The sequence below is a fragment of the Mycobacterium sp. IDUB_39 genome (assembly GCF_055419205.1).
Window position 1 is genome coordinate 586298 of the sequence record NZ_JBVAXF010000002.1, and the last position, 17599, is coordinate 603896.

Annotated in this window: 23 protein-coding genes; 14 read left to right on the forward strand and 9 right to left on the reverse strand. The window is 67.2% G+C overall.

What is annotated here, in order from left to right:
* The first annotated feature begins 11 nt into the window (after window positions 1–11).
* Genes ACZY0X_RS09125 through ACZY0X_RS09140 form a run of 4 tightly spaced genes read left to right on the forward strand, consistent with a single transcriptional unit; the run spans window position 12 to window position 3610 of the window.
* Window positions 12–404 carry an STAS domain-containing protein gene (locus tag ACZY0X_RS09125; RefSeq protein WP_463769582.1) on the forward strand — a complete coding sequence of 131 codons (393 nt, stop codon included), beginning with the start codon at window positions 12–14 and terminating at the stop codon, window positions 402–404.
* Between the two features lie 25 nt (window positions 405–429).
* Window positions 430–813, forward strand: a complete 384-nt coding sequence (locus ACZY0X_RS09130; RefSeq protein ID WP_463769584.1) for an ATP-binding protein — start codon at window positions 430–432, stop codon at window positions 811–813.
* Complete coding sequence (locus tag ACZY0X_RS09135; protein WP_463770581.1) at window positions 810–1433, forward strand: SpoIIE family protein phosphatase; 624 nt, start codon at window positions 810–812, stop codon at window positions 1431–1433. The genes ACZY0X_RS09130 and ACZY0X_RS09135 overlap by 4 nt, the downstream gene beginning before the upstream one ends.
* The gene (locus ACZY0X_RS09140; protein WP_463769586.1) at window positions 1433–3610 is read left to right on the forward strand and encodes a SpoIIE family protein phosphatase; all 2178 of its coding nucleotides are present in this window, start codon (window positions 1433–1435) and stop codon (window positions 3608–3610) included. The genes ACZY0X_RS09135 and ACZY0X_RS09140 overlap by 1 nt, the downstream gene beginning before the upstream one ends.
* Window positions 3611–3681: 71 nt before the next feature.
* On the opposite strand, the gene ACZY0X_RS09145 is transcribed toward ACZY0X_RS09140, so the two are convergent.
* Window positions 3682–4050 (reverse strand): hypothetical protein, encoded by a 369-nt coding sequence (locus ACZY0X_RS09145; protein WP_463769588.1) that lies wholly within the window; start codon window positions 4048–4050, stop codon window positions 3682–3684.
* A 166-nt stretch (window positions 4051–4216) separates the two neighbouring features.
* Between ACZY0X_RS09145 and usfY the strand changes: the two genes are divergently transcribed.
* The gene (gene usfY, locus ACZY0X_RS09150) at window positions 4217–4528 is read left to right on the forward strand and encodes a protein UsfY (protein ID WP_463769590.1); all 312 of its coding nucleotides are present in this window, start codon (window positions 4217–4219) and stop codon (window positions 4526–4528) included.
* A gap of 10 nt (window positions 4529–4538) precedes the next feature.
* A complete protein-coding gene (locus tag ACZY0X_RS09155; RefSeq protein WP_463769592.1) occupies window positions 4539–4826 on the forward strand; it encodes a hypothetical protein in 288 nt (95 codons plus the stop codon).
* A gap of 8 nt (window positions 4827–4834) precedes the next feature.
* On the opposite strand, the gene ACZY0X_RS09160 is transcribed toward ACZY0X_RS09155, so the two are convergent.
* A complete protein-coding gene (locus ACZY0X_RS09160; protein ID WP_463769594.1) occupies window positions 4835–5326 on the reverse strand; it encodes an STAS domain-containing protein in 492 nt (163 codons plus the stop codon).
* A gap of 255 nt (window positions 5327–5581) precedes the next feature.
* On the opposite strand from ACZY0X_RS09160, the gene ACZY0X_RS09165 reads away from it, so the two are divergent.
* The 5 genes from ACZY0X_RS09165 to ACZY0X_RS09185 all read left to right on the forward strand — a co-directional run bounded on the left by ACZY0X_RS09165 (window position 5582) and on the right by ACZY0X_RS09185 (window position 8617).
* Window positions 5582–5839 carry a DUF7218 family protein gene (locus ACZY0X_RS09165; RefSeq protein WP_463769596.1) on the forward strand — a complete coding sequence of 86 codons (258 nt, stop codon included), beginning with the start codon at window positions 5582–5584 and terminating at the stop codon, window positions 5837–5839.
* A gap of 31 nt (window positions 5840–5870) precedes the next feature.
* On the forward strand, window positions 5871–6371 hold the full coding sequence (locus ACZY0X_RS09170) for a DUF6328 family protein (RefSeq protein WP_463769598.1): 501 nt from the start codon (window positions 5871–5873) through the stop codon (window positions 6369–6371).
* A gap of 145 nt (window positions 6372–6516) precedes the next feature.
* The gene (locus ACZY0X_RS09175) at window positions 6517–6729 is read left to right on the forward strand and encodes a hypothetical protein (RefSeq protein WP_463769600.1); all 213 of its coding nucleotides are present in this window, start codon (window positions 6517–6519) and stop codon (window positions 6727–6729) included.
* Between the two features lie 53 nt (window positions 6730–6782).
* A complete protein-coding gene (locus tag ACZY0X_RS09180) occupies window positions 6783–7781 on the forward strand; it encodes a GNAT family N-acetyltransferase (RefSeq protein WP_463769602.1) in 999 nt (332 codons plus the stop codon).
* Window positions 7781–8617 (forward strand): shikimate 5-dehydrogenase, encoded by an 837-nt coding sequence (locus tag ACZY0X_RS09185; RefSeq protein WP_463769604.1) that lies wholly within the window; start codon window positions 7781–7783, stop codon window positions 8615–8617. Before ACZY0X_RS09180 ends, ACZY0X_RS09185 begins: the two co-directional genes overlap by 1 nt.
* Window positions 8618–8627: 10 nt before the next feature.
* Here the strand turns inward: ACZY0X_RS09185 and ACZY0X_RS09190 are convergent, their stop codons facing one another.
* From ACZY0X_RS09190 to ACZY0X_RS09200, 3 genes are all read right to left on the reverse strand, one after another.
* A complete protein-coding gene (locus ACZY0X_RS09190; RefSeq protein ID WP_463769606.1) occupies window positions 8628–9464 on the reverse strand; it encodes a hypothetical protein in 837 nt (278 codons plus the stop codon).
* Between the two features lie 58 nt (window positions 9465–9522).
* Entirely contained in the window at window positions 9523–10218 is a 696-nt protein-coding gene (gene lpqN / locus ACZY0X_RS09195) for an envelope biogenesis lipoprotein LpqN (protein WP_463769608.1), read from the reverse strand.
* Window positions 10219–10312: 94 nt separating this feature from the next.
* Window positions 10313–11284, reverse strand: coding sequence for a linear amide C-N hydrolase (locus ACZY0X_RS09200; RefSeq protein WP_463769610.1), 972 nt, complete (start codon window positions 11282–11284; stop codon window positions 10313–10315).
* 89 nt (window positions 11285–11373) lie between these two features.
* On the opposite strand from ACZY0X_RS09200, the gene ACZY0X_RS09205 reads away from it, so the two are divergent.
* A complete protein-coding gene (locus ACZY0X_RS09205; RefSeq protein WP_463769612.1) occupies window positions 11374–12051 on the forward strand; it encodes a DUF5642 family protein in 678 nt (225 codons plus the stop codon).
* Window positions 12052–12085: 34 nt separating this feature from the next.
* Window positions 12086–12715, forward strand: a complete 630-nt coding sequence (locus ACZY0X_RS09210) for a DUF5642 family protein (protein WP_463770583.1) — start codon at window positions 12086–12088, stop codon at window positions 12713–12715.
* Here ACZY0X_RS09210 and ACZY0X_RS09215 read toward each other — a convergent pair.
* On the reverse strand, window positions 12712–13308 hold the full coding sequence (locus ACZY0X_RS09215; protein WP_463769614.1) for an alpha-ketoglutarate-dependent dioxygenase AlkB: 597 nt from the start codon (window positions 13306–13308) through the stop codon (window positions 12712–12714). The genes ACZY0X_RS09210 and ACZY0X_RS09215 overlap by 4 nt on opposite strands.
* 30 nt (window positions 13309–13338) lie before the next feature.
* Window positions 13339–13770 (reverse strand): redox-sensitive transcriptional activator SoxR, encoded by a 432-nt coding sequence (gene soxR / locus ACZY0X_RS09220; RefSeq protein ID WP_463769616.1) that lies wholly within the window; start codon window positions 13768–13770, stop codon window positions 13339–13341.
* On the opposite strand from soxR, the gene arcA reads away from it, so the two are divergent.
* The gene (gene arcA, locus ACZY0X_RS09225; protein WP_463769617.1) at window positions 13769–15016 is read left to right on the forward strand and encodes an arginine deiminase; all 1248 of its coding nucleotides are present in this window, start codon (window positions 13769–13771) and stop codon (window positions 15014–15016) included. The genes soxR and arcA overlap by 2 nt on opposite strands.
* 67 nt (window positions 15017–15083) lie before the next feature.
* Here arcA and ACZY0X_RS09230 read toward each other — a convergent pair whose 3' ends face one another.
* On the reverse strand, window positions 15084–15935 hold the full coding sequence (locus tag ACZY0X_RS09230) for a hypothetical protein (RefSeq protein ID WP_463769619.1): 852 nt from the start codon (window positions 15933–15935) through the stop codon (window positions 15084–15086).
* A 111-nt stretch (window positions 15936–16046) separates the two neighbouring features.
* Window positions 16047–17522, reverse strand: a complete 1476-nt coding sequence (locus ACZY0X_RS09235) for a dolichyl-phosphate-mannose--protein mannosyltransferase (RefSeq protein WP_463770585.1) — start codon at window positions 17520–17522, stop codon at window positions 16047–16049.
* Window positions 17523–17599 lie beyond the last annotated feature (77 nt).

The following is a 17599-nucleotide window of genomic DNA, read 5'->3' on the forward strand; positions in this document are numbered from 1 at the left end:
CACGGATTCTCATGCCAGTACCCATCCTCAAACAGGGCGCGATCCTCATCGCGACAGTGCAGGCCGCCCTGACCGACTCCGATACCGAGCGGCTGCGCCAGGACTTGATGGAGCGCGTCAGCCGGTTCCGTGCGCGCGGCATCATCGTGGACGTCACGGCGATCGATGTCATGGACTCCTATGCGGCGCGGTCGCTACGCAACATCGCGCACATGACCCGGCTGCGTGGGGCGGACACGGTGATCGTGGGTTTGCAGCCCGAGGTTGCCTTCGCGATGGTGCAGCTCGGGCTCGTCTTTGACGGGATGCACACCGCACTCGACCTCGAGGAGGGTCTGGCGCTGCTCAATCGGCAACTGGCATCGCGTCGAAAATCGATGAACGGCCGAGACATTGACGACTGAAAAGCCCGCCGTCACCGTCGTCGACGTGAACGACTCGGACGACATCGTCACCGCACGACAGGCGGGTAACCAGCTCGCACGAGACCTCGGCTTCTCGCTGACCGACGTCACGATGATCGCCACCGCCATATCCGAGATAGCCCGCAACATCACGAGTTACGCCGGCAGAGGTGCGATCCGCATCGACGTGCAGGTCCGCGAGGGGCGCCGCGCGCTGGTGGTGCACGCCGAGGACGCGGGCCCGGGAATCCACGACATCGACCGCGCCATGGAGGAGGGCTACTCGACGGGCCGCGGCCTAGGGCTAGGACTCCCCGGCGCCCGGCGCCTGATGGACAGGCTGACCGTGGACTCGGTGCCCGGTCGCGGCACCGTCGTCGAGATGTGGAAGTGGACGCCGCAGCGGTGAACGACATCGGACGCATCGGACCCATCGAGTGGGCAGTCGCCGCACGCCCACTCCCCGGGCAGGACGTGTGCGGTGATCTCGCCGTCGTCATCGCGGTCGACGCGGAGGCCGCCGTCTTCGGCGTGATCGATGGGCTCGGTCACGGTCCCGACGCGGCGCTGGCGGCACGACGCGCGGTTGCCGTCGTCGGCGAGCACCGGGGTGAGTCTCTCGAGGAGATGGTGACGCACTGTCACCGGGCGCTGGCGAGCACGCGAGGCGCGGCGATGACACTGGCTCGCATCGACTTCACCACCGACACGGTGAGGTGGGTGGGGGTGGGAAACGTCGCCGCCCATCTCGTCTCCCGTGCACCCAGTGGGTTGGAGACGAGCTTCTCGGCACGCCTGGCCAGTGGAATTGTGGGTTTTCAGTTGCCACGCGTCGACTCATCAGAGTCGGCCGAGATGCGTCCAGGCCACCTGTTGGTGATGACCAGCGACGGCATCACCGATGACCATCTCGACGCGCTCGACTTCGGCGCGCCAGCCGAGACGATTGCGGAACGGATTCTGCGGGAACACTGCCGCGTGACCGATGACGCACTGGTCCTCGTTGCCCGGCACCGAGGCACTCTGTAATGCCAGGTGGCGACTTCTTCCAGAGCTATGGGCAAGCCTTGCGGCGCTACCTCAGCGATGGTGAGGAGGCGAGCCTGGCCGCTGGTCACGAACTGGGCCGTCGGGCGCTGGAGGAGAAGGTCAGCCTGCTCGAGATCATCGAGGAGCACTCCCGCGTGGGCGATCAGGAGTCGGCGTCACCGGCAGCGGCGCTGCCGTTCCTGCTCCAGACACTCGCCACCTTCGACGTCGCGACGAGCGGCTTTCTGGACGGTGCCAAGCGCTATGCGCAGCAGCGTGCCCGGGCCGATGACCTCGCCGACCGCGATGCGTTCCGAACTGCGCTGGTGAACTCGCTCCAGGAGGGATTCTTCGTCGTGGAGCGCGACGGCACCATTACCGAGGTCAACGAGGCCTTCGCCGCCATCACCGGGTGCGGGGCCGACGGTCTGCCCTACCGCTGGCCCTATCCCTGGCTGGTCGACGAACAGGTGGCCGCACAGCGGCTTCGTCAGCTCGTCGCTGAGGGGACTCTGCAGTCCGAGACCCCGATCCAGCACCGCAACGGGCGCATCACGTGGGCCGCTGTGAGCATGAACGCGGTGACCTCCGACGGGGATGACCGTGGCGCCTACGTCGGCACCATCCGCGATATCACCGCAGCGCGCGCGGCGGAGGCGCGCAGAAGCGCTGTGGTCCGCTTCGCAACGGACATCGGTGTGGCCACGAGCGTCACCGAGGTGCTCGACATCCTGCTCGATGAGTGCCGCACGATCGAGGTGAGGCGCATCGTGGTGGTGCGGTGGACGCGGGCCGGCGCGGAGCCCATCGTCCGGGCCACCGATCGCAGCACTGCGTGGCGTGACCTCGATACTGCGCTGCAGGTCGCGTTTGACGGTGCCCGGCGGTGGCCGCCGTTGTCGGTCGAACCGGTCGGAGTGTCGGAGGCAAGCCCGCTGTCGACGGGCATGATGACGGTGTTGTCCGGCGCGGACGACACGGCGCTGTGGCTGGAGTACGGGCAGCCACGGATGACCAGCGACGAGGACCGGCTCCTGGTGGCGGCGCTGGTCGGCCATCTGAGTCTCGCCGTGCAGCACGTGCGTCAGTTCGAGGCGGCCCGCGAGGCGTCCCTGACGCTGCAGCGCGCCATGATGCCGACCACCAGACCGCCGGTCGGATTCGCGGTGCGCTACGAACCTGCGGTGTCGCCGCTGGAGGTCGGTGGCGACTGGTACGACGTGCTGGTGATCGGAGACGATCGGATCGGCATCATCGTGGGGGACTGCGTGGGAAGTGGGCTGGGCGCCGCTGCGGTCATGGGCCAGCTCCGGAGTTCGGCGCGCGCACTGTTGGTCAACGGCGCTGAACCCGCCCGGCTGATCGAGGAACTGGACTCCGCGGCCATGCTCATCCCCGGCGCCTACTTCACCACGGTGTTCGTCGGCACGCTCGACACGTCGACGGGCGATCTGACCTACAGCAGCGCTGGACACCCGCCCGCACTGCTGGCCGCACCCGACGCGGCCATCGAGATGTTGACCGAGGCGAGTGCGGTGCCATTAGCGGTGCAGCATCCCATCACTCGTCCGCAGGCCTCGACGAGGCTGCAGCCGGGTGCCACGCTGATGCTCTACACCGACGGTCTGGTCGAGCGCCGCGGCCTGGTGATCGATGACGGAATCCGCAGTGCCGGTGACATCCTGGTAGACACCCTCGGCTCCTCGGCGGAGGATGTCGCCGACGCGATGCTCGGAAGTCAGACGCCCCCTGGTGGATTCGACGATGACGTGGCCATCGTGGTGTATCGGAGGCCGCCCACTGCGCTGCGGCTCGAGGTGGTGGCGACACCAGATAAGTTGGCCGACATCCGTGCTCGCCTGGCTGACTGGCTGCGGGCCGTCAGCATTCCCGACGAACTCGCTGCCGACATCACCCTCGTCGTCAACGAGGCCTGCACCAATAGCATCGAACACGGGTACCGCGGCAGGCCAGCGGGCCCCATGTGGGTGAGCGCAGAGGTGAACGGTCGTGAGATCTGCATCGAGATAACAGATTCCGGCTCCTGGAAGACGCCCGATCCGAACCCGCGAGTGCGTGGACGCGGGGTTCCGCTGATGCGGGCGGTGAGCGGTGGAATGTCGGTCGATGGCACCTCGGCGGGGACCACCGTCACCATGTCGTTCCCCTTCGACTGAATTCCCGAAGCCCCTGCGTACGACGGGTTGACGCGCCGATCCCCAGAGTGAATCGCCGTGGCCGGACGTCCCTAGAAAGTGGTCGCCAACAGCACTGCCGCTGCGGCGAGCAGCGCCCAGCCGAGCCCAGGCACGACGATGCCCCAACGGCGGCGAGCGGTGAACGCCGAGACCGCCACGGCGAGCACGGCGACCGCCGGCGTGCCGTAGAGGATGAGGCCGAAGGTGGTCTCGTTCGGTCCCAGTTCGGTGCACGTGTTGCTGGTGCATCTCGCTGTACCGAGCACCTGTAGGTAGGCGTACCCGACGACGGCCAGAGCGCCGGGGATCAGCAACGCGGCGAGCACCCAGTTCAGGATGGTCCTCCGGCGATGGCGCTGCGGCGAGGTGGAGTCCTGTGACGTGCCTCCGACGTTCTGTGCGGTGGATGACGCGGACATTGAGTCGCCTCCGGGGTCGGATGAATTCGGTGGGAGATGGCTACCCCCATACCCTCCGCACCGAAACTCCTGGGACGCCGACCATCTTGGCGTTTCGTGCGATTGGCGCCGGGTATCCGAGGGAGTGCGCGCGCCACGGCGACGGGTGCGCAGGAGGGAGTCCGACATGGGTGATGATTCCAAGGATCCGATCGATCACGCCAGGACGACGCGGCAGCACGCGGGCGAGACGATGAAGAACGGCACCAACGCCCCTGGTCTGGTCATCTTGGCACTCGGCGTGATGGCGATGGTCTTCGGACTTGCGGCCTTCGCCTCTGGCGCCGCCACCGCGGGTTCGATCGCTGCGGTCATCGCCGTCTGCGCCTATGTCGTGGGCGGTGCATGGCTCTTCGTCACGCACCGACGCGTCCGGCAGCAGGAGCTGAGGTGGGCCGCCGAACGTCCGCACGCCGAGGCGCCGCCTCCAGCCAGTTGAGGATCGTGCCATGGCGAGAAGTGGGCCGGGTCCCACCGACTTCTGGGAGCCCCTTGTGGGACTCGTCCTCGTCATCGTCGGCATCGCGTCGGTCGGTGCACTGCTGGTGGCTGCGGGCGGAGGCTACGCAAGTCCGGCGTTGATCCTGACGGGTGCGGCAGCGCTTCTGCTCGGCGGGGGCCTGATGCTGATGACGCATTCCGGACGGCACGACCGAGGCCTGCTCGGGACCCATACGGATGCCGAGCAGCGCCGCCGCTACCGCGCTGAGTTCCGCATCAGGCGGTCCGGGCGCTGACCGTCTTTCTAATCGGTAGTTGTCTGGTGCGCAACGAGTCTGAGATGTGCCCGGGGCGGCCGCACCGCGGTGTGGATCGCACCCTGCAGCGAGCGCGCCACAGGGAGTGCGCCTGCCGGATCACAGATCCGCAGCAGCCGGTTGACCTCGTCGCTCGGCAGCACCACGAGGTTCACACCGTGTTGCGAGCATGCGACGTTGATTCGGTGCAGGACCGAGAACCCCGCGGTGCCGAAGAAGGTCAGCCCGCGCAGATCGAGGATTAGTCGCTTGGCCGTGCCGAGGTGGTGCTCGACGAAGTCCGACAGGTTGGTCGCATTCGAGGCGTCGATCTCGCCCGCGACGGTGTGCAGCGAGATGTAGGAACCGATGGGCCGCGCGGTGAAATGCGTGCCGCGGTGCCGGGATGTGCCCCGGCTGCGTTGGTGTGCAAGTGACATATCGAGAATTCCATCCGCGATGACGTACAGGAGTGAGTTCGGCCCGCGTTGGTGGGCCACTGCCGCAGTGTGAATTGCGGATTCCGATGCCGTTGTGTGCGGGGCTGGGGGTCTCAACCTCCACTGAAACGATAGTGCGCAAACCCCTGCTCGACAATGGTTCTTAGTGTCTTGTAATAGTGCCTGATCAGTTTGTTGTTCTTCGGCATGCGGCGCTGGCGAGCCCAGGTCGGGGTCAGCGCGACGGATTCCGCTGTTTGCCTCCGACTGCAGTGGGAATCCCTCTCCAAATCGAGGTATGGAGGTGTGAGGACGATGCCCAATCCGTCGCTCAAGAACGAGGACATGTACGAGGAACTGCGCAAGCAGGGCAACTCGAAGGAGAAGTCCGCACGCATCTCGAATGCCGCCGCCGCGCGCGGTAAGTCGGCCGTGGGGCGTAAGGGCGGCGAGTCCGGATCGTATGACGACTGGACTGTCCCCGAACTGAAGAAGCGCGCGAGGGAACTCGGCATATCGGGCTACTCGGATCTGACGAAGGCCCGCCTGGTCGCAAAGCTCCGGAATCACTGAGTCGGCACCAAGAGACCGGCCGGAGTTGGTCATGGACGTCGACCATCCCCAGGCCAATCAAGCCTGGGATCGCGACGCCCGCGGTGAGACGGAAGTCCAGCGACTGGACCGCAACTGGTCGAGTCTGCTGCAGGAACTTCGGGTAGTGCAGACCGGTGTTCAGCTGCTCACCGGATTCATGCTGACTCTTCCATTCCAGCCCCGATTCGACATGCTCGATGAGGGCATGCGGATTGTGTATCTGGCCAGTGTGGGCTGTGCCCTGGCGGCCACCGTTCTGCTGGTCGCGCCGGTCGGATTGCATCGGGTGTTGTTCCGGCAGCGCCGCCTCGCATCCCTGGTGGCGGCGGCGCATCGCCTCGCGTACGGGGGCCTGCTGCTTCTGGGTGCGGCGCTGGTGGGGATGACCGTCATCGTCTTCGACGCGGTGGCGGGCCATCAGACCGCCTACATCGCGGGCAGTGTCGCGACGGCGGCCTTCGCGATGTTCTGGGTGATTGTGCCGGTGGTGATTCGCGTCTCACATCGGTGACCGCGATCGAGAACTCTTCCCGTATTTGGGAATGACGGGAGCGGTGATCCGGGTTGGTTCTAGTGGGATGTCACCCGCAAGGGATCCCGGACACCAGGAGATACGAAACGTGAACGTGACTGCAAGAGAACCAAAATCAATAGCGGTGATCGTCGGCAGCGTCGCCGTCGCGGCGGCCGCCATCACCGTCGGCGTACTACAGGGGTCTGCGAATTCGGAGACCTTTGCCGGTGATATGAGCACCGGGGTGACCGTGACCGCGACCACTGCGCCGAGCGAGGCTCCCGTCCCCGCGGCGGCGCCCGCGATAAAGGGCCCGGCCCCGTTGCCACTAGAGGAGCAGGGGCTGCCCGGCTGACGTGTTTGGCCACTTCCTTGCCGGTAGCGACGGACCCGCCGTAGCCTCGGGACGTGGCGGCTTCCGACACTGTCAGCCCCGACGAACTGGCTGGCATGGGGTTCTTCGCCGGCTGCCCGATTGAATCGTTGGGGCCGCTGGCGGCTCAACTGCGACCCCTGTCCGCCGTGCCCGGCGAGGTGTTGATGCGTCAGGGCGAGGATGCCGTCTCGTTTCTGCTGATCGCGTCCGGCCACGCCGAGGTCTCACATTCGGATGCCGAGGGCGTGACCACCGTCGGCACTGTCGGCCCTGGCCTGATTGTCGGTGAGATCGCTCTGATGCGCGATACGCCGCGTTCCGCCACGGTGAAGGCTGCGGAACCGCTCAGCGGGTGGATCGGGGGCCGCGAGGCCTTCGCGACCATGCTCGACGTGCCGTGCATGATGACGCACTTGGTGCGCACGGCGCGTCAACGGCTGGCGGCTCACGCCAAGCCGATTCCGGTCACGTTGCGCGACGGTAGCCAGATGTACCTGCGGCCGGTGCTGCCCGGCGATAACGAGCGCACCGTGCACGGACCGGTGCAGTTCTCCAGCGAGACGCTGTACCGACGCTTTCAGAGCATGCAGAAACCGACTCCGACACTGATGAGCTACCTGTTCGAGGTCGACTACGTCGATCACTTCGTCTGGGTGATCACCGATGGGCCGGACGGACCGGTGGTCGCCGACGCGCGATTCGTCCGGGAGGGAGCCGACGCCAGCGTGGCCGAGGTGGCCTTCATCGTCGGGGATGACTACCAGGGCCGGGGGATCGGCACATTCCTCATGGCCGCCCTGGCCGTGGCGGCCCGCAGCGACGGCGTACACCAGTTCACCGCCCGGGTGCTGGCCGACAACTACGCCATGCGCGCGATCCTGGAGCGCTACGGCGCCCTGTGGCATCGCGATGACCTCGGCGTGGTCACTACGGTGATCGACGTGCCCACTCTGCGCGAGTTGTCCCTGCCGCCCACGGTCTACCGCGAGATCAGATCACTGGCGAGACAAGTGATGCGGGCGTTGGGCTGATGGCGAACTCGGCCGGCAACCGACCTCCGTTGAGCAAGGACACACGGCTGTGCATCTCGCTGGCGGCAAGGCCGAGCAATATCGGCACCCGATTCCACAACCACCTGTATGACGTGCTGGGACTCGACTTCATCTACAAGGCGTTCACCACCACCGATATCGCGGCGGCGATCGGCGGGGTGCGCGCACTGGGGATCCGCGGGTGCTCGGTGTCGATGCCGTTCAAGGAGGACGTCATCGACCTCGTCGACGAGGTCGAGGCATCGGCGCGGGCCATCAACTCGGTCAACACGATCGTCAACGACGACGGACACCTTGTGGCCTCCAACACCGATTACCTTGCCGTGCAACGCCTGATAGACGACCACAGGCTGGATCCGTCGTCGACGGTGCTGATCCGCGGCAGCGGTGGAATGGCGAGTGCCGTTGGCGCGGCCTTCCACGACTACGGTTTCGACACGGGCACCGTCGTCGCCCGCAACGCCGATGCGGGACGCGAACTGGCGGCGCGACTCGGCTACGAGTACAGCGCCGAGGTGGCCGACCGTGTTGCCGCGATCATCGTCAACGTCACGCCGATCGGGATGGCGGGTGGACCGGAGTCCACCGAACGAGCCTTCGACGAATCGACTATCGCCCAGGCGAACACGGTGTTCGACGTGGTGGCGCTCCCGTCGGAGACACCGTTGATTGCCGCGGCCCGCGCGGCGGGCGCCCACGTCATCACCGGGGCCGAGGTGATCGCTCTACAGGCAGCCGAACAGTTCGAGCGCTACACCGGGGTGCGGCCGACGGCGGAGCAGGTGGCTGAGGCGTCGGCGATCTCGCGGGCGTGACGCTGCGGTGTCACGCGTTCGCCACGATGATTCCTCGGCGTACCTCTTCCGGGATGTGGTCACTGGAACCCGCGTAGAGCAGCCGCGCCCCGATGAACCACGACAGCGACGAATGCACGGCATCGGCGGTGGGGGATGCGTCGTCGGGCAGCGCAAGTTGGAAGGGCAGCGTCAGCGGCGATCCCGTCTTGAGTGCAATCGCCTTGCCCAGATCGATGATTGGCCCGTCCAATGCACTCAACTGGGCGGGCTGGCGGACCATGGGATGAGACTCGCGGTGGCGCTGCCAGTGCACCGCGAGATCGCCGTCGGGTAGGTCGGTGGCAGGGGTGAGAACCACGTGACCGGACACCGTGTCGCCTGCCCTGAACACCGATGCGGCCAACACGATCTCGAGATCGGTCTCCGCGACACCCGACACCCGCTCCATCGGCGCCACGAGGGCCTCCACCGGGTCGACGTCCTCGACCCCGATCAAGACAGTGAAGTCCCCGCGGGTGCCGATATCACGCCCACCGCGTTCGATCGCTACCCGGCACGACCACCGGGCGATCTGTTCGGATGATCCGGGCGCCCACGATGGCACCGTGAAAGTCGATGTCGTTCCGGCGAACTCGCCCGTGGTCACCGGAACGTCGACGCGGCTGACGCAGACCCAGTCCTCGGCGTCACGCTCGCCACCGTGGTACCGGTAGAAGTTGTCATAGCCCCACTCCAACCGCACCGAGTCGACCCTGTCGAGGGGCCTGTCACTGGTGACGGTCGCGGTGACTGACTGGCGCGGCCGAACCGCGTCCGGTGCCACCGCAACACGCACGCCACCCGCGCCGCCGCCGAAGAGGCTCACTACGTCTTCCTCTGCGACTCCGCGTACTCCTCGGGATGGTGCGGTTGCGGTGCCGCGGTCATGGCGTGATGACGGTCTTCTCGTCGATCTCAGACGTGGCGGTCATCAGCGGATTGATCTGGTCCTCGAGGCCGTCGGCGTTGAGCTGGACGACGAACAGGCCGTCCGCACCGGGGATCACGATGGTCTTCTGGGCGATCATGCGCTTCACGCCGTCACGGACGTAGGTGCCACCGATCTGGTAGGTGTCGAATCCGCTCAGGGTGCCGGTCTTACCGTCGCCGCCCTCGAATCCGGGCAGGTTCTTCAGTTCGCCCGGCGCGTACTCGATGACCTGCGCGGGGTCGACGTCACCGGTCAGCTTCGACATCAGCGTGACAATCGTCGGCGGGTCGGTGGCCATCGCCGGGTCGCCCGTGAACAGGATGGCGCTCCACGCATAGGGCGGGGTCCGCTGGCCGGCGTCCTCCCAGCCCGCTGGAATCGGTAGCTCGAGGGTCGGCGAACCGGGATCTCCACGCTTGACCGGAGTTTCGGTGATGCCGCTCTTCTTGATGTAGTCGGCAATGGTCTCGTTGGCGGTGGACGGTGCCGCCGAGGTGGGCGCGGCAGCGCTGGTCTCGCTGGTCTCGCTGGTCGATGACGGGGACGACGACGTGGCCTCCGTCTTGGAGTCCGATCCGCAGCCCGAGAGGGTCAGGGTCAACGCGACGACGGCGACCGCAGCACCGCCGGCCTTGGTGAACGTGTGCATATGCAGTCTCCTGTCGTGGAAAAACAGCCTGAGCCTACGGTCAGCAATCCGAAAAAGCACGTAGAACGAGCCCGTGGTGTCAGAACCCGTGGTGTCAGAAACCGATGTCGTGGGTCGTGAACCGCCCCGTGACATCGCCTGCCAGTGATTCGTCGTGGGGATCGACCGCCAGCGTCGGGGCACCCTCGTGCAGGTCCAGCCCGGACATCTGAACCCAGATCGTGCTTGGGCTCGTGCTCAGCTCGAACACGTAGAGGCGGTTCGTCGTATCGCACACGGTGCGGTACTCGGTGTTGTAGACGCCGAACTCGCCGTACGGCGCGCCGAACGGTACCGACACGTTGCGCATCACGGCCAGCACGCTCGCGACGGCCTGACGCTCGCTGGTGGGTTCAGGCAGCAGAGCGCTGTAGTAGGCGGCGCGCTGAAACCTGTCGACGGGATTGACGTTGCCGGGCAGCGGCATGTCGCGGCTGGGGTGGGAGAAGTCCTGCTTGGACAGCAGCGCGAGCTGTTCGTCGTAGGTGGGATCGTTGGTCATCAAGGTGAACTCGCGGCCGTGGTGCACGACGAGCTTGCCCGCCTCGAGTTCGAGGATGGCGCTGTCGCCGGTGGCGTCCTCGATGGCCAGGTGCAGGGTGGCGTCGTGACCGTTGGCGCCGACCATCACCAGCTGGACGCCGTCCATCAGCGCCAGTGCCTCGGACACCGTCGCGGCCTGATCGAGCAGGTACTGCGCCCACACGCCGGTGTGCAGACCGGGCAACGCGGTGTCACGCGGTCCGACGTCGGTGGACTTCAGGTACAGCGCGTGGACGGCCAGCCCACGCTCGTTGAGACCGTCGACGGTGCCCAGCCCGTAGACCGTCGTCACGAGGCTGCCGTGGGTGCTCGTCCACCGCAGCGGGTTGTCGGGCACCACGACCTCGGTGAGCAGCAGTCCGCCGTTGCGGGCGCGGCCCCTCGGAAACGCCACGATCAGCGGTTCAGTGGACTCCGGCCAGTCCATGCTTCGGCCCGATAGCACTGCTAACTGGTTGGTATTCCACAAGACTCGCGTGCACATGTGGGCTCAGCTCCTCCTCGCGTTTCCGCCGGCGGCGTGTCCTGAGCCGACTTCGGTGCGGGTCAGCGTAGCTGTGATATCAAGACGACGTGCGCGTACCCGCCCTCTGTTCGGCGGCAGTCCTCTGCGTGGCGTGCGGTTCATCCGTTGCGCCCGAACCGTCCTCTGCAACAACGGGGCTCCCCGCGCACGCCGCGGTCGCCGAACCGGCGAGGATCGGCGCGGCGCGCAGCGATCTACCGCCGGGATACGAGGTTGGCGACCTCGCCGGACGCGCCGCTCCGGTGGCGCTCTGGGGTCTGGGCGAACCGTGGACGGTGGAGCCACCGCAGTGCACCCCGCTGGTAGACCCGCCGCTGGACTCGGCGACCGTCCGTGGGTGGTCGGCGTCGGGGCCGGGCGGCATCGTCTATGCCGTGGCGGGCTCGGTGGCCAGCGGTCTGGACGAGCCGCTGCGCGAACAGTGCGGCACGTTCTCGGTGATCACGGGGCGCACCACCGCGAAGGTCGAGACAATCGACGCGCCCGTCGTCGACGGCGCATCGACGCTCGGCCTGCGCACCGAGGCAGCCACCGTCGTCGAGGGCGGTACTGAAACCCATTCCCACGCCGATACCTTCACCGCCTACCTGGGCGACGTCATCACCTACGTCACCGTCGTCACCGACCCGGGGTCCACCGGTGCGCCGCTCGGACCGGGGTTCGCCGCGGAGCTGCTGACCTCGACCGTGTCGGCGCTACGCGGTTCGCCAGCCCCCGGCGGGTAGATTGGCGGCGGTGTCGAGGACGTGGGTGGCCCTGATGTTTGTCGTGGTGCTCACGGCTTGCTCGAGCGGATCCGATGAGTCGTCGGGCGACATCGCCAAGGTTGTCGACCTGGCGTCGAGCTTCGGCCCCGAGTTCAAGGTGACCGAGGTGGACCCGACGGGCATTGACCCGCGTCTGCTTGCGCCGCAATCGCTTCCGCCGGGCGTCACATTCGATCCGGCCGACTGCGCCAAGTTCGCCACCGGCCTGGCGGTACCCGAGGGGCTCAAGGGCAATATGGCCGCGGTCACGGCCGAGGGTGCGGGAAACCGGTTCATCACCATTGCCCTCGAGACATCCGAGGAGATCCCGCTGCCGGAGCCGGGCGAGGGCTGCCACAAGGTCGCCTTCGCGGGGCAGGGCTCCCGTGGTCTCGTCGAGGTGGCCGAGTCGCCGACAATCGAGGACGCCCGCACCCTTGGCACGCATCGCGTCGTGCAGACGATGGTGAACGGCAAGCCCGCCGCGGGTGAGATCTACAACTACGTAGCCGGCTTCGGTCAGTACCTGGTGATCGTCACCGCCAACCCCCTGGTGCTGCCCGACAAGCCGGTGGGTCAGGTGGACACCCAGCGGGCCCGCGACCTGTTGGTGTCGGCCGTCGCCGCCATCCGCGGGTCCTAGCGCACGTCGCGTACGCGGAACTGGATGCTGATCCGGGGGCCCTTGGGCCGGGCGGTCTTCGGCACCGCGTGCTCCCACGTGCGCTGACACGAGCCGCCCATGACCAGCAGGTCACCGTGCCCCTGGGGCAGTCGTAGCGAGGAGCCACCCGCGCGGGGCCGCATGGCGAAAACCCTTGTCGCGCCGAGGCTGACGATCGCGACGGTGGTGTCCTCGGTGCTGCTGCGGCCGACCGTGTCACCGTGCCACGCCACGCTGTCGGTCTCATCGCGGTACAGGCACAGGCCGGCGGTGGTGAAGGGCTCACCCATGTCGCGCGCGTAGATGTCGTTGAGCCGCACACGCAGCCTGGCGAGGCCCGGATGCGGGGGAGGTTCGGCGGTGAGGTCGTGGAAGCTGACCAGGCGGGGGACGTCCAGCACCCGGTCATACATCTGTCGACGCTCGGCGCGCCACGGTATCGACGCCATCAGCTCGTCGAAGAACTCGTCGTGGTCGCCCAGCCAACCGGCGCGGACGTCGATCCACGCGCCGTCGCCGAGGCTACGCCGCTCGGCGCAGTCGAAGAGAGACCCCTGAACCGACAAGGACACGACCGAATGTTATCGCACAGGCGTTCGAATTCACAGATTGGCCGCCCCGGGGCCCTGCTCGGCCAGGACGTCGCCCGGATTCGCCAGAGAACACGTCTTGAGGCTCAGGCAACCGCAGCCGATGCAGCCGGTGAGGTTGTCACGCAGGCGTTGCATGTGCAGGATCCGCTCGTCGAGATCGGCGCGCCAGGTCGCCGACAGGCGCGCCCAGTCCTTGCTCGTCGGTACGCGGTCCGTCGGGAGCGTCGCCAGGACCTCGCGGATGCGGGCCAGCGGGATGCCGAGCCGCTGCGACATCCGGATGAACGCCACGCGGCGAAGGGTCTCGCGGGGGTAGCGCCGCTGGTTGCCCGACGTGCGCCGGCAGTGGATCAGGCCCTCGCGTTCGTAGAAGTGCAGCGCGGAGACCGCCACCCCGCTGCGGTGTGACATCTCACCCGGTGTCAGTTCGATTGTCTCCATGACCTCAACGATAGTTGAGGTGCGGATTGGCGTTACGGTGCTAGACGTGACGGAAACGCAGCTGGGCGCCGATTCCGAGGTCGGCACGCTGCGCGCCGTCATCGTGCACCGGCCGGGTGCCGAGCTGCAGCGACTGACACCGCGCAACAACGACAGGCTGCTTTTCGACGGCCTGCCGTGGGTGGCCAAGGCGCAGCAGGAACACGACGCCTTCACCGCGCTGCTGCGCTCGCGGGGCGTCGAGGTGCTGCTCCTGGCCGACCTGCTGACCGAGGCACTGTCCAGTGGAGCGGCTCGCATGCACGGCATATCGGCGGCCGTCGACTCGCGTCGCCTGGGACAGCCGCTGGCGCAGGAACTCTCGGCCTACCTGCGCTCGCTGGAGGCCGGCCCGCTTGCGCACGTGCTGATGGCAGGCATGACATTCAACGAGTTGCCGCACGGTGAGCTCTCGCTGGTGCGGCGCATGCATCACGGCGGTGACTTCGTCATCGATCCGCTGCCCAACCTGCTGTTCACCCGCGACTCGTCGTTCTGGATCGGGCCGCGGGTGGCGATCACCTCGCTGGCCCTGCCCGCCCGCATCCGCGAGACCTCGCTGACCGACCTGGTGTACGCGCACCATCCCCGATTCCTCGGGGTGCGCCGGGCCTATGAGTCGCGCTCCGCGCCGGTCGAGGGCGGTGACGTCCTTCTGCTGGGGCACGGTGTGGTGGCCGTCGGGGTGGGGGAGCGCACCACGCCCGCGGGTGCGGAGGCGCTGGCGCGCAGCCTGTTCGACGACGATCTCGCGCACACCGTGCTGGCGGTGCCGATCGCCCAGGAACGCGCCCAGATGCACCTCGACACCGTGTGCACCATGGTCGACGTTGACGCCGTCGTGATGTACCCGAACATCGTCGACTCCCTGTCGGCGTTCACGATTCACCGCACCCCGGGTGGCGTGCGGATCGACGACGCGCAGCCGTTCGTCAGGGCGGCTGCCGAGGCGATGGGCATCGAGGCGCTGCACGTCATCGACACCGGCCTCGATCCCGTGACCGCCGAGCGTGAGCAGTGGGATGACGGCAACAACACGCTGGCCCTGGCGCCCGGCGTTGTCGTCGCCTACGAGCGCAACTCCGAGACCAACGCGCGGCTGGCGGATTCGGGTATCGAGGTGCTGGCGATCGCCGCCTCGGAGTTGGGCACTGGCCGCGGCGGTCCGCGGTGCATGGCGTGCCCCGCCGCCCGCGACCCCCTGTAGCCCACCTCCCGCCGACGACGGCCGTGAGACTGCGCCCAGGGTCGTGATTCGCGCGCAGGCACGACCCTCAGCGCAGTTTCACGTGATGGCCGCGTCGCGCGAACGCATCTGCGGTCCGCGTGATGACGAATCGCCGCGAGTGTTCGGCCACGACGTGCAGGTCGATCCAGCCCTGGCGCCTGACGAGTTCGTTGCGGCCGATGTCGTGGACGTAGCGAGGGCGACTACTGCGGTGTTCTTCGCCGTCGTAGTCGGCGCCGACCATGGGCTCCTCCCAACCCATGTCGAGGAACGCGTTCGCGAATCCGTCGGTGATGTGTATCTGCGTGGTGGGTCGAGGAAAGCCGGCGTCGATGTACCACAGGCGCAGTCGGGTCTCCCTTGGTGATTGTCCGCCGGCGTCCATCAGGTCGAGTGCGATTCCCGCGCGGCGGAGTCCACGCGCGCGACGATGCCGGGAGGCCAGCGAGAGCGCTTCGGCTGCGGTGACGTTGCAGGCCCCCGCCAGGGCATCGAGATGTCGAACCGCGTCGTCGCGCGGAAGGTGGCGGCCGAGGTCGAGTGCGGTGCGTGCGGGTGAGGTCACCAGCATCCCGCCGATCTCGACGACCTCGTCGGCGTCGATCCTCTCGTTGCGCATGATGATGCCGTTCGGCGAGCGGTCGCGTCCCCCGATGAGTTCGATCGGCGTGACATCGTCGATCCACTTCGCACCGTGCAACGACGCCGCCGCGCGTCCGGCGATGATCCCGTTGCGACCCGACCACAACCATGCGGCGGCGATGCGCGATCGAAGATTGGTGATGGCGGTCTTCGGCAGGTAGACGCCTGGGAAGATCGGCGAGTAGTTCCAGCGCAGCTGGCTCCGCGTCAGGCCGCCGCTGGCCAGTCGCTCGCTGCCGACGAAGATCTCGCGCATGCGGTCATACTCGGTAGTCGAGGCGACAAATCCGCGCCGTCGCGGTGAGACTGCGCGTAGGGCTGTGGATAACTCGAATTCACGACCCTGGGCGCAGTTTCACGCGCAGGGTTAGCGCCAGGACGGTAGCCAGATCTGCATGTGCCACGTCGACTGGGAGATCGGCAGGCCGGTGAGAATGGGGAACATCCAGGCGAAGTTCGTGATGACCGCCGCGACGTAGAAGCACACCACGAACAGGCCGAGGGTGTGTCTCTCCGCGTTTTGCCTTGGCGCGTAGAGGATATCGCCGAGGATCAGTGCGATCGCCATCACCAGGAACGGGGCCATCGGCGCGGCGTAGAAGAAGTACATCTGCCGGTCGATGTCGGCGAACCACGGCAGGAAGCCCGCGAAGTAGCCGACGAGGACGGCGGCGTAGCGCCAGTCTCGTTTGACGAAGGCCCGCCATATCGCCCAGCCCAGCACCGGTACCGCGATGAACCACATCGCCGGCGTGCCTGCCAGCATCACGGCCTTGACGCAGGACTGTGCGCCGCATCCCGCGATGTTGTCCTGATCGATGGCGTACAGCACGGGCCGCAGCGACATCGGCCACGTCCACGGCTTGGACTCCCATGGATGGTGGTTGCCATCGGCGTTGGTCAGCCCGGAGTGGAACGTGTACACCGAATACGTGTAGTGCCACAGTGACCGGATCGCGTTGGGCAGCAACCCGTCGTCACCGATCGTGCGGCCCTCCTCGTGCCGGTAGGCCCCGGTCTCGGAGGCGAACCATCCCGCGAACGACGCCAGGTACACGCCCAGCGGGATGAGGCCCATCACGTACACCGTCGGGCCGAGATCGCGGCGCAACGTCCCCAACCACGGCCGCGGTACCCGGTACTGGCGCCTGGCCGCGACATCGAACGCCAGCGTCATGAGGCCGAAGAACAGGATGAAGTACAACCCCGACCACTTGGTCGCGAAGGCAAGGCCCAGCAGCACGCCCGCACCGAACCGCCACCAGCGCACCCCCAGTCGCGGACCCCATGCCGTCTCGCCGATGCGGCCTTCCAGCAGCGCGATGTGCATGCGCTCCCGCATCTGGTCGCGGTCGACGATCAGCGCACCGAACGCCGCCACCACGAAGACCACCAGGAACACGTCGAGCAGCGCGGTCCGTGCCGACACGAAGCTGACACCGTCGGCGATGATCAGCAGCCCGGCGATGCCGCCGATGAGCGTGGATCGCGTCATGCGGCGCACGATGCGCGCCACCAGCAGCACGATGACGACACCGCAGACCGCGCCGCTGAACCGCCAGCCCAGCCCGTTGTAGCCGAAGATGGCCTCGCCTGCGGCCATGAGCAGCTTGCCGACCGGCGGATGGACCACCAGGCCGTAGCCGGGATTGTCCTCGACACCGTGGTTGCCCAGAATCTGATACGCCTGCGGCGCGTAGTGCTTCTCGTCGAAGATCGGCGTGCCGCCGTCGGTGGGCGAACCGAGGTTGAGGAACCGAGTGATGGCTGCCAGTGCCGTGATCACAGCTGTCATGACCCAGCCCTGCATGCGGTCCAGCGGGCCGAAGTCCGGCACCGGCATCAGCGGGGCGGGACTGATCACCGGCACCGCGCGTGGGGTAGCCACGTGGTCGACGGGCGGGGCGGTCACGCTTGCGA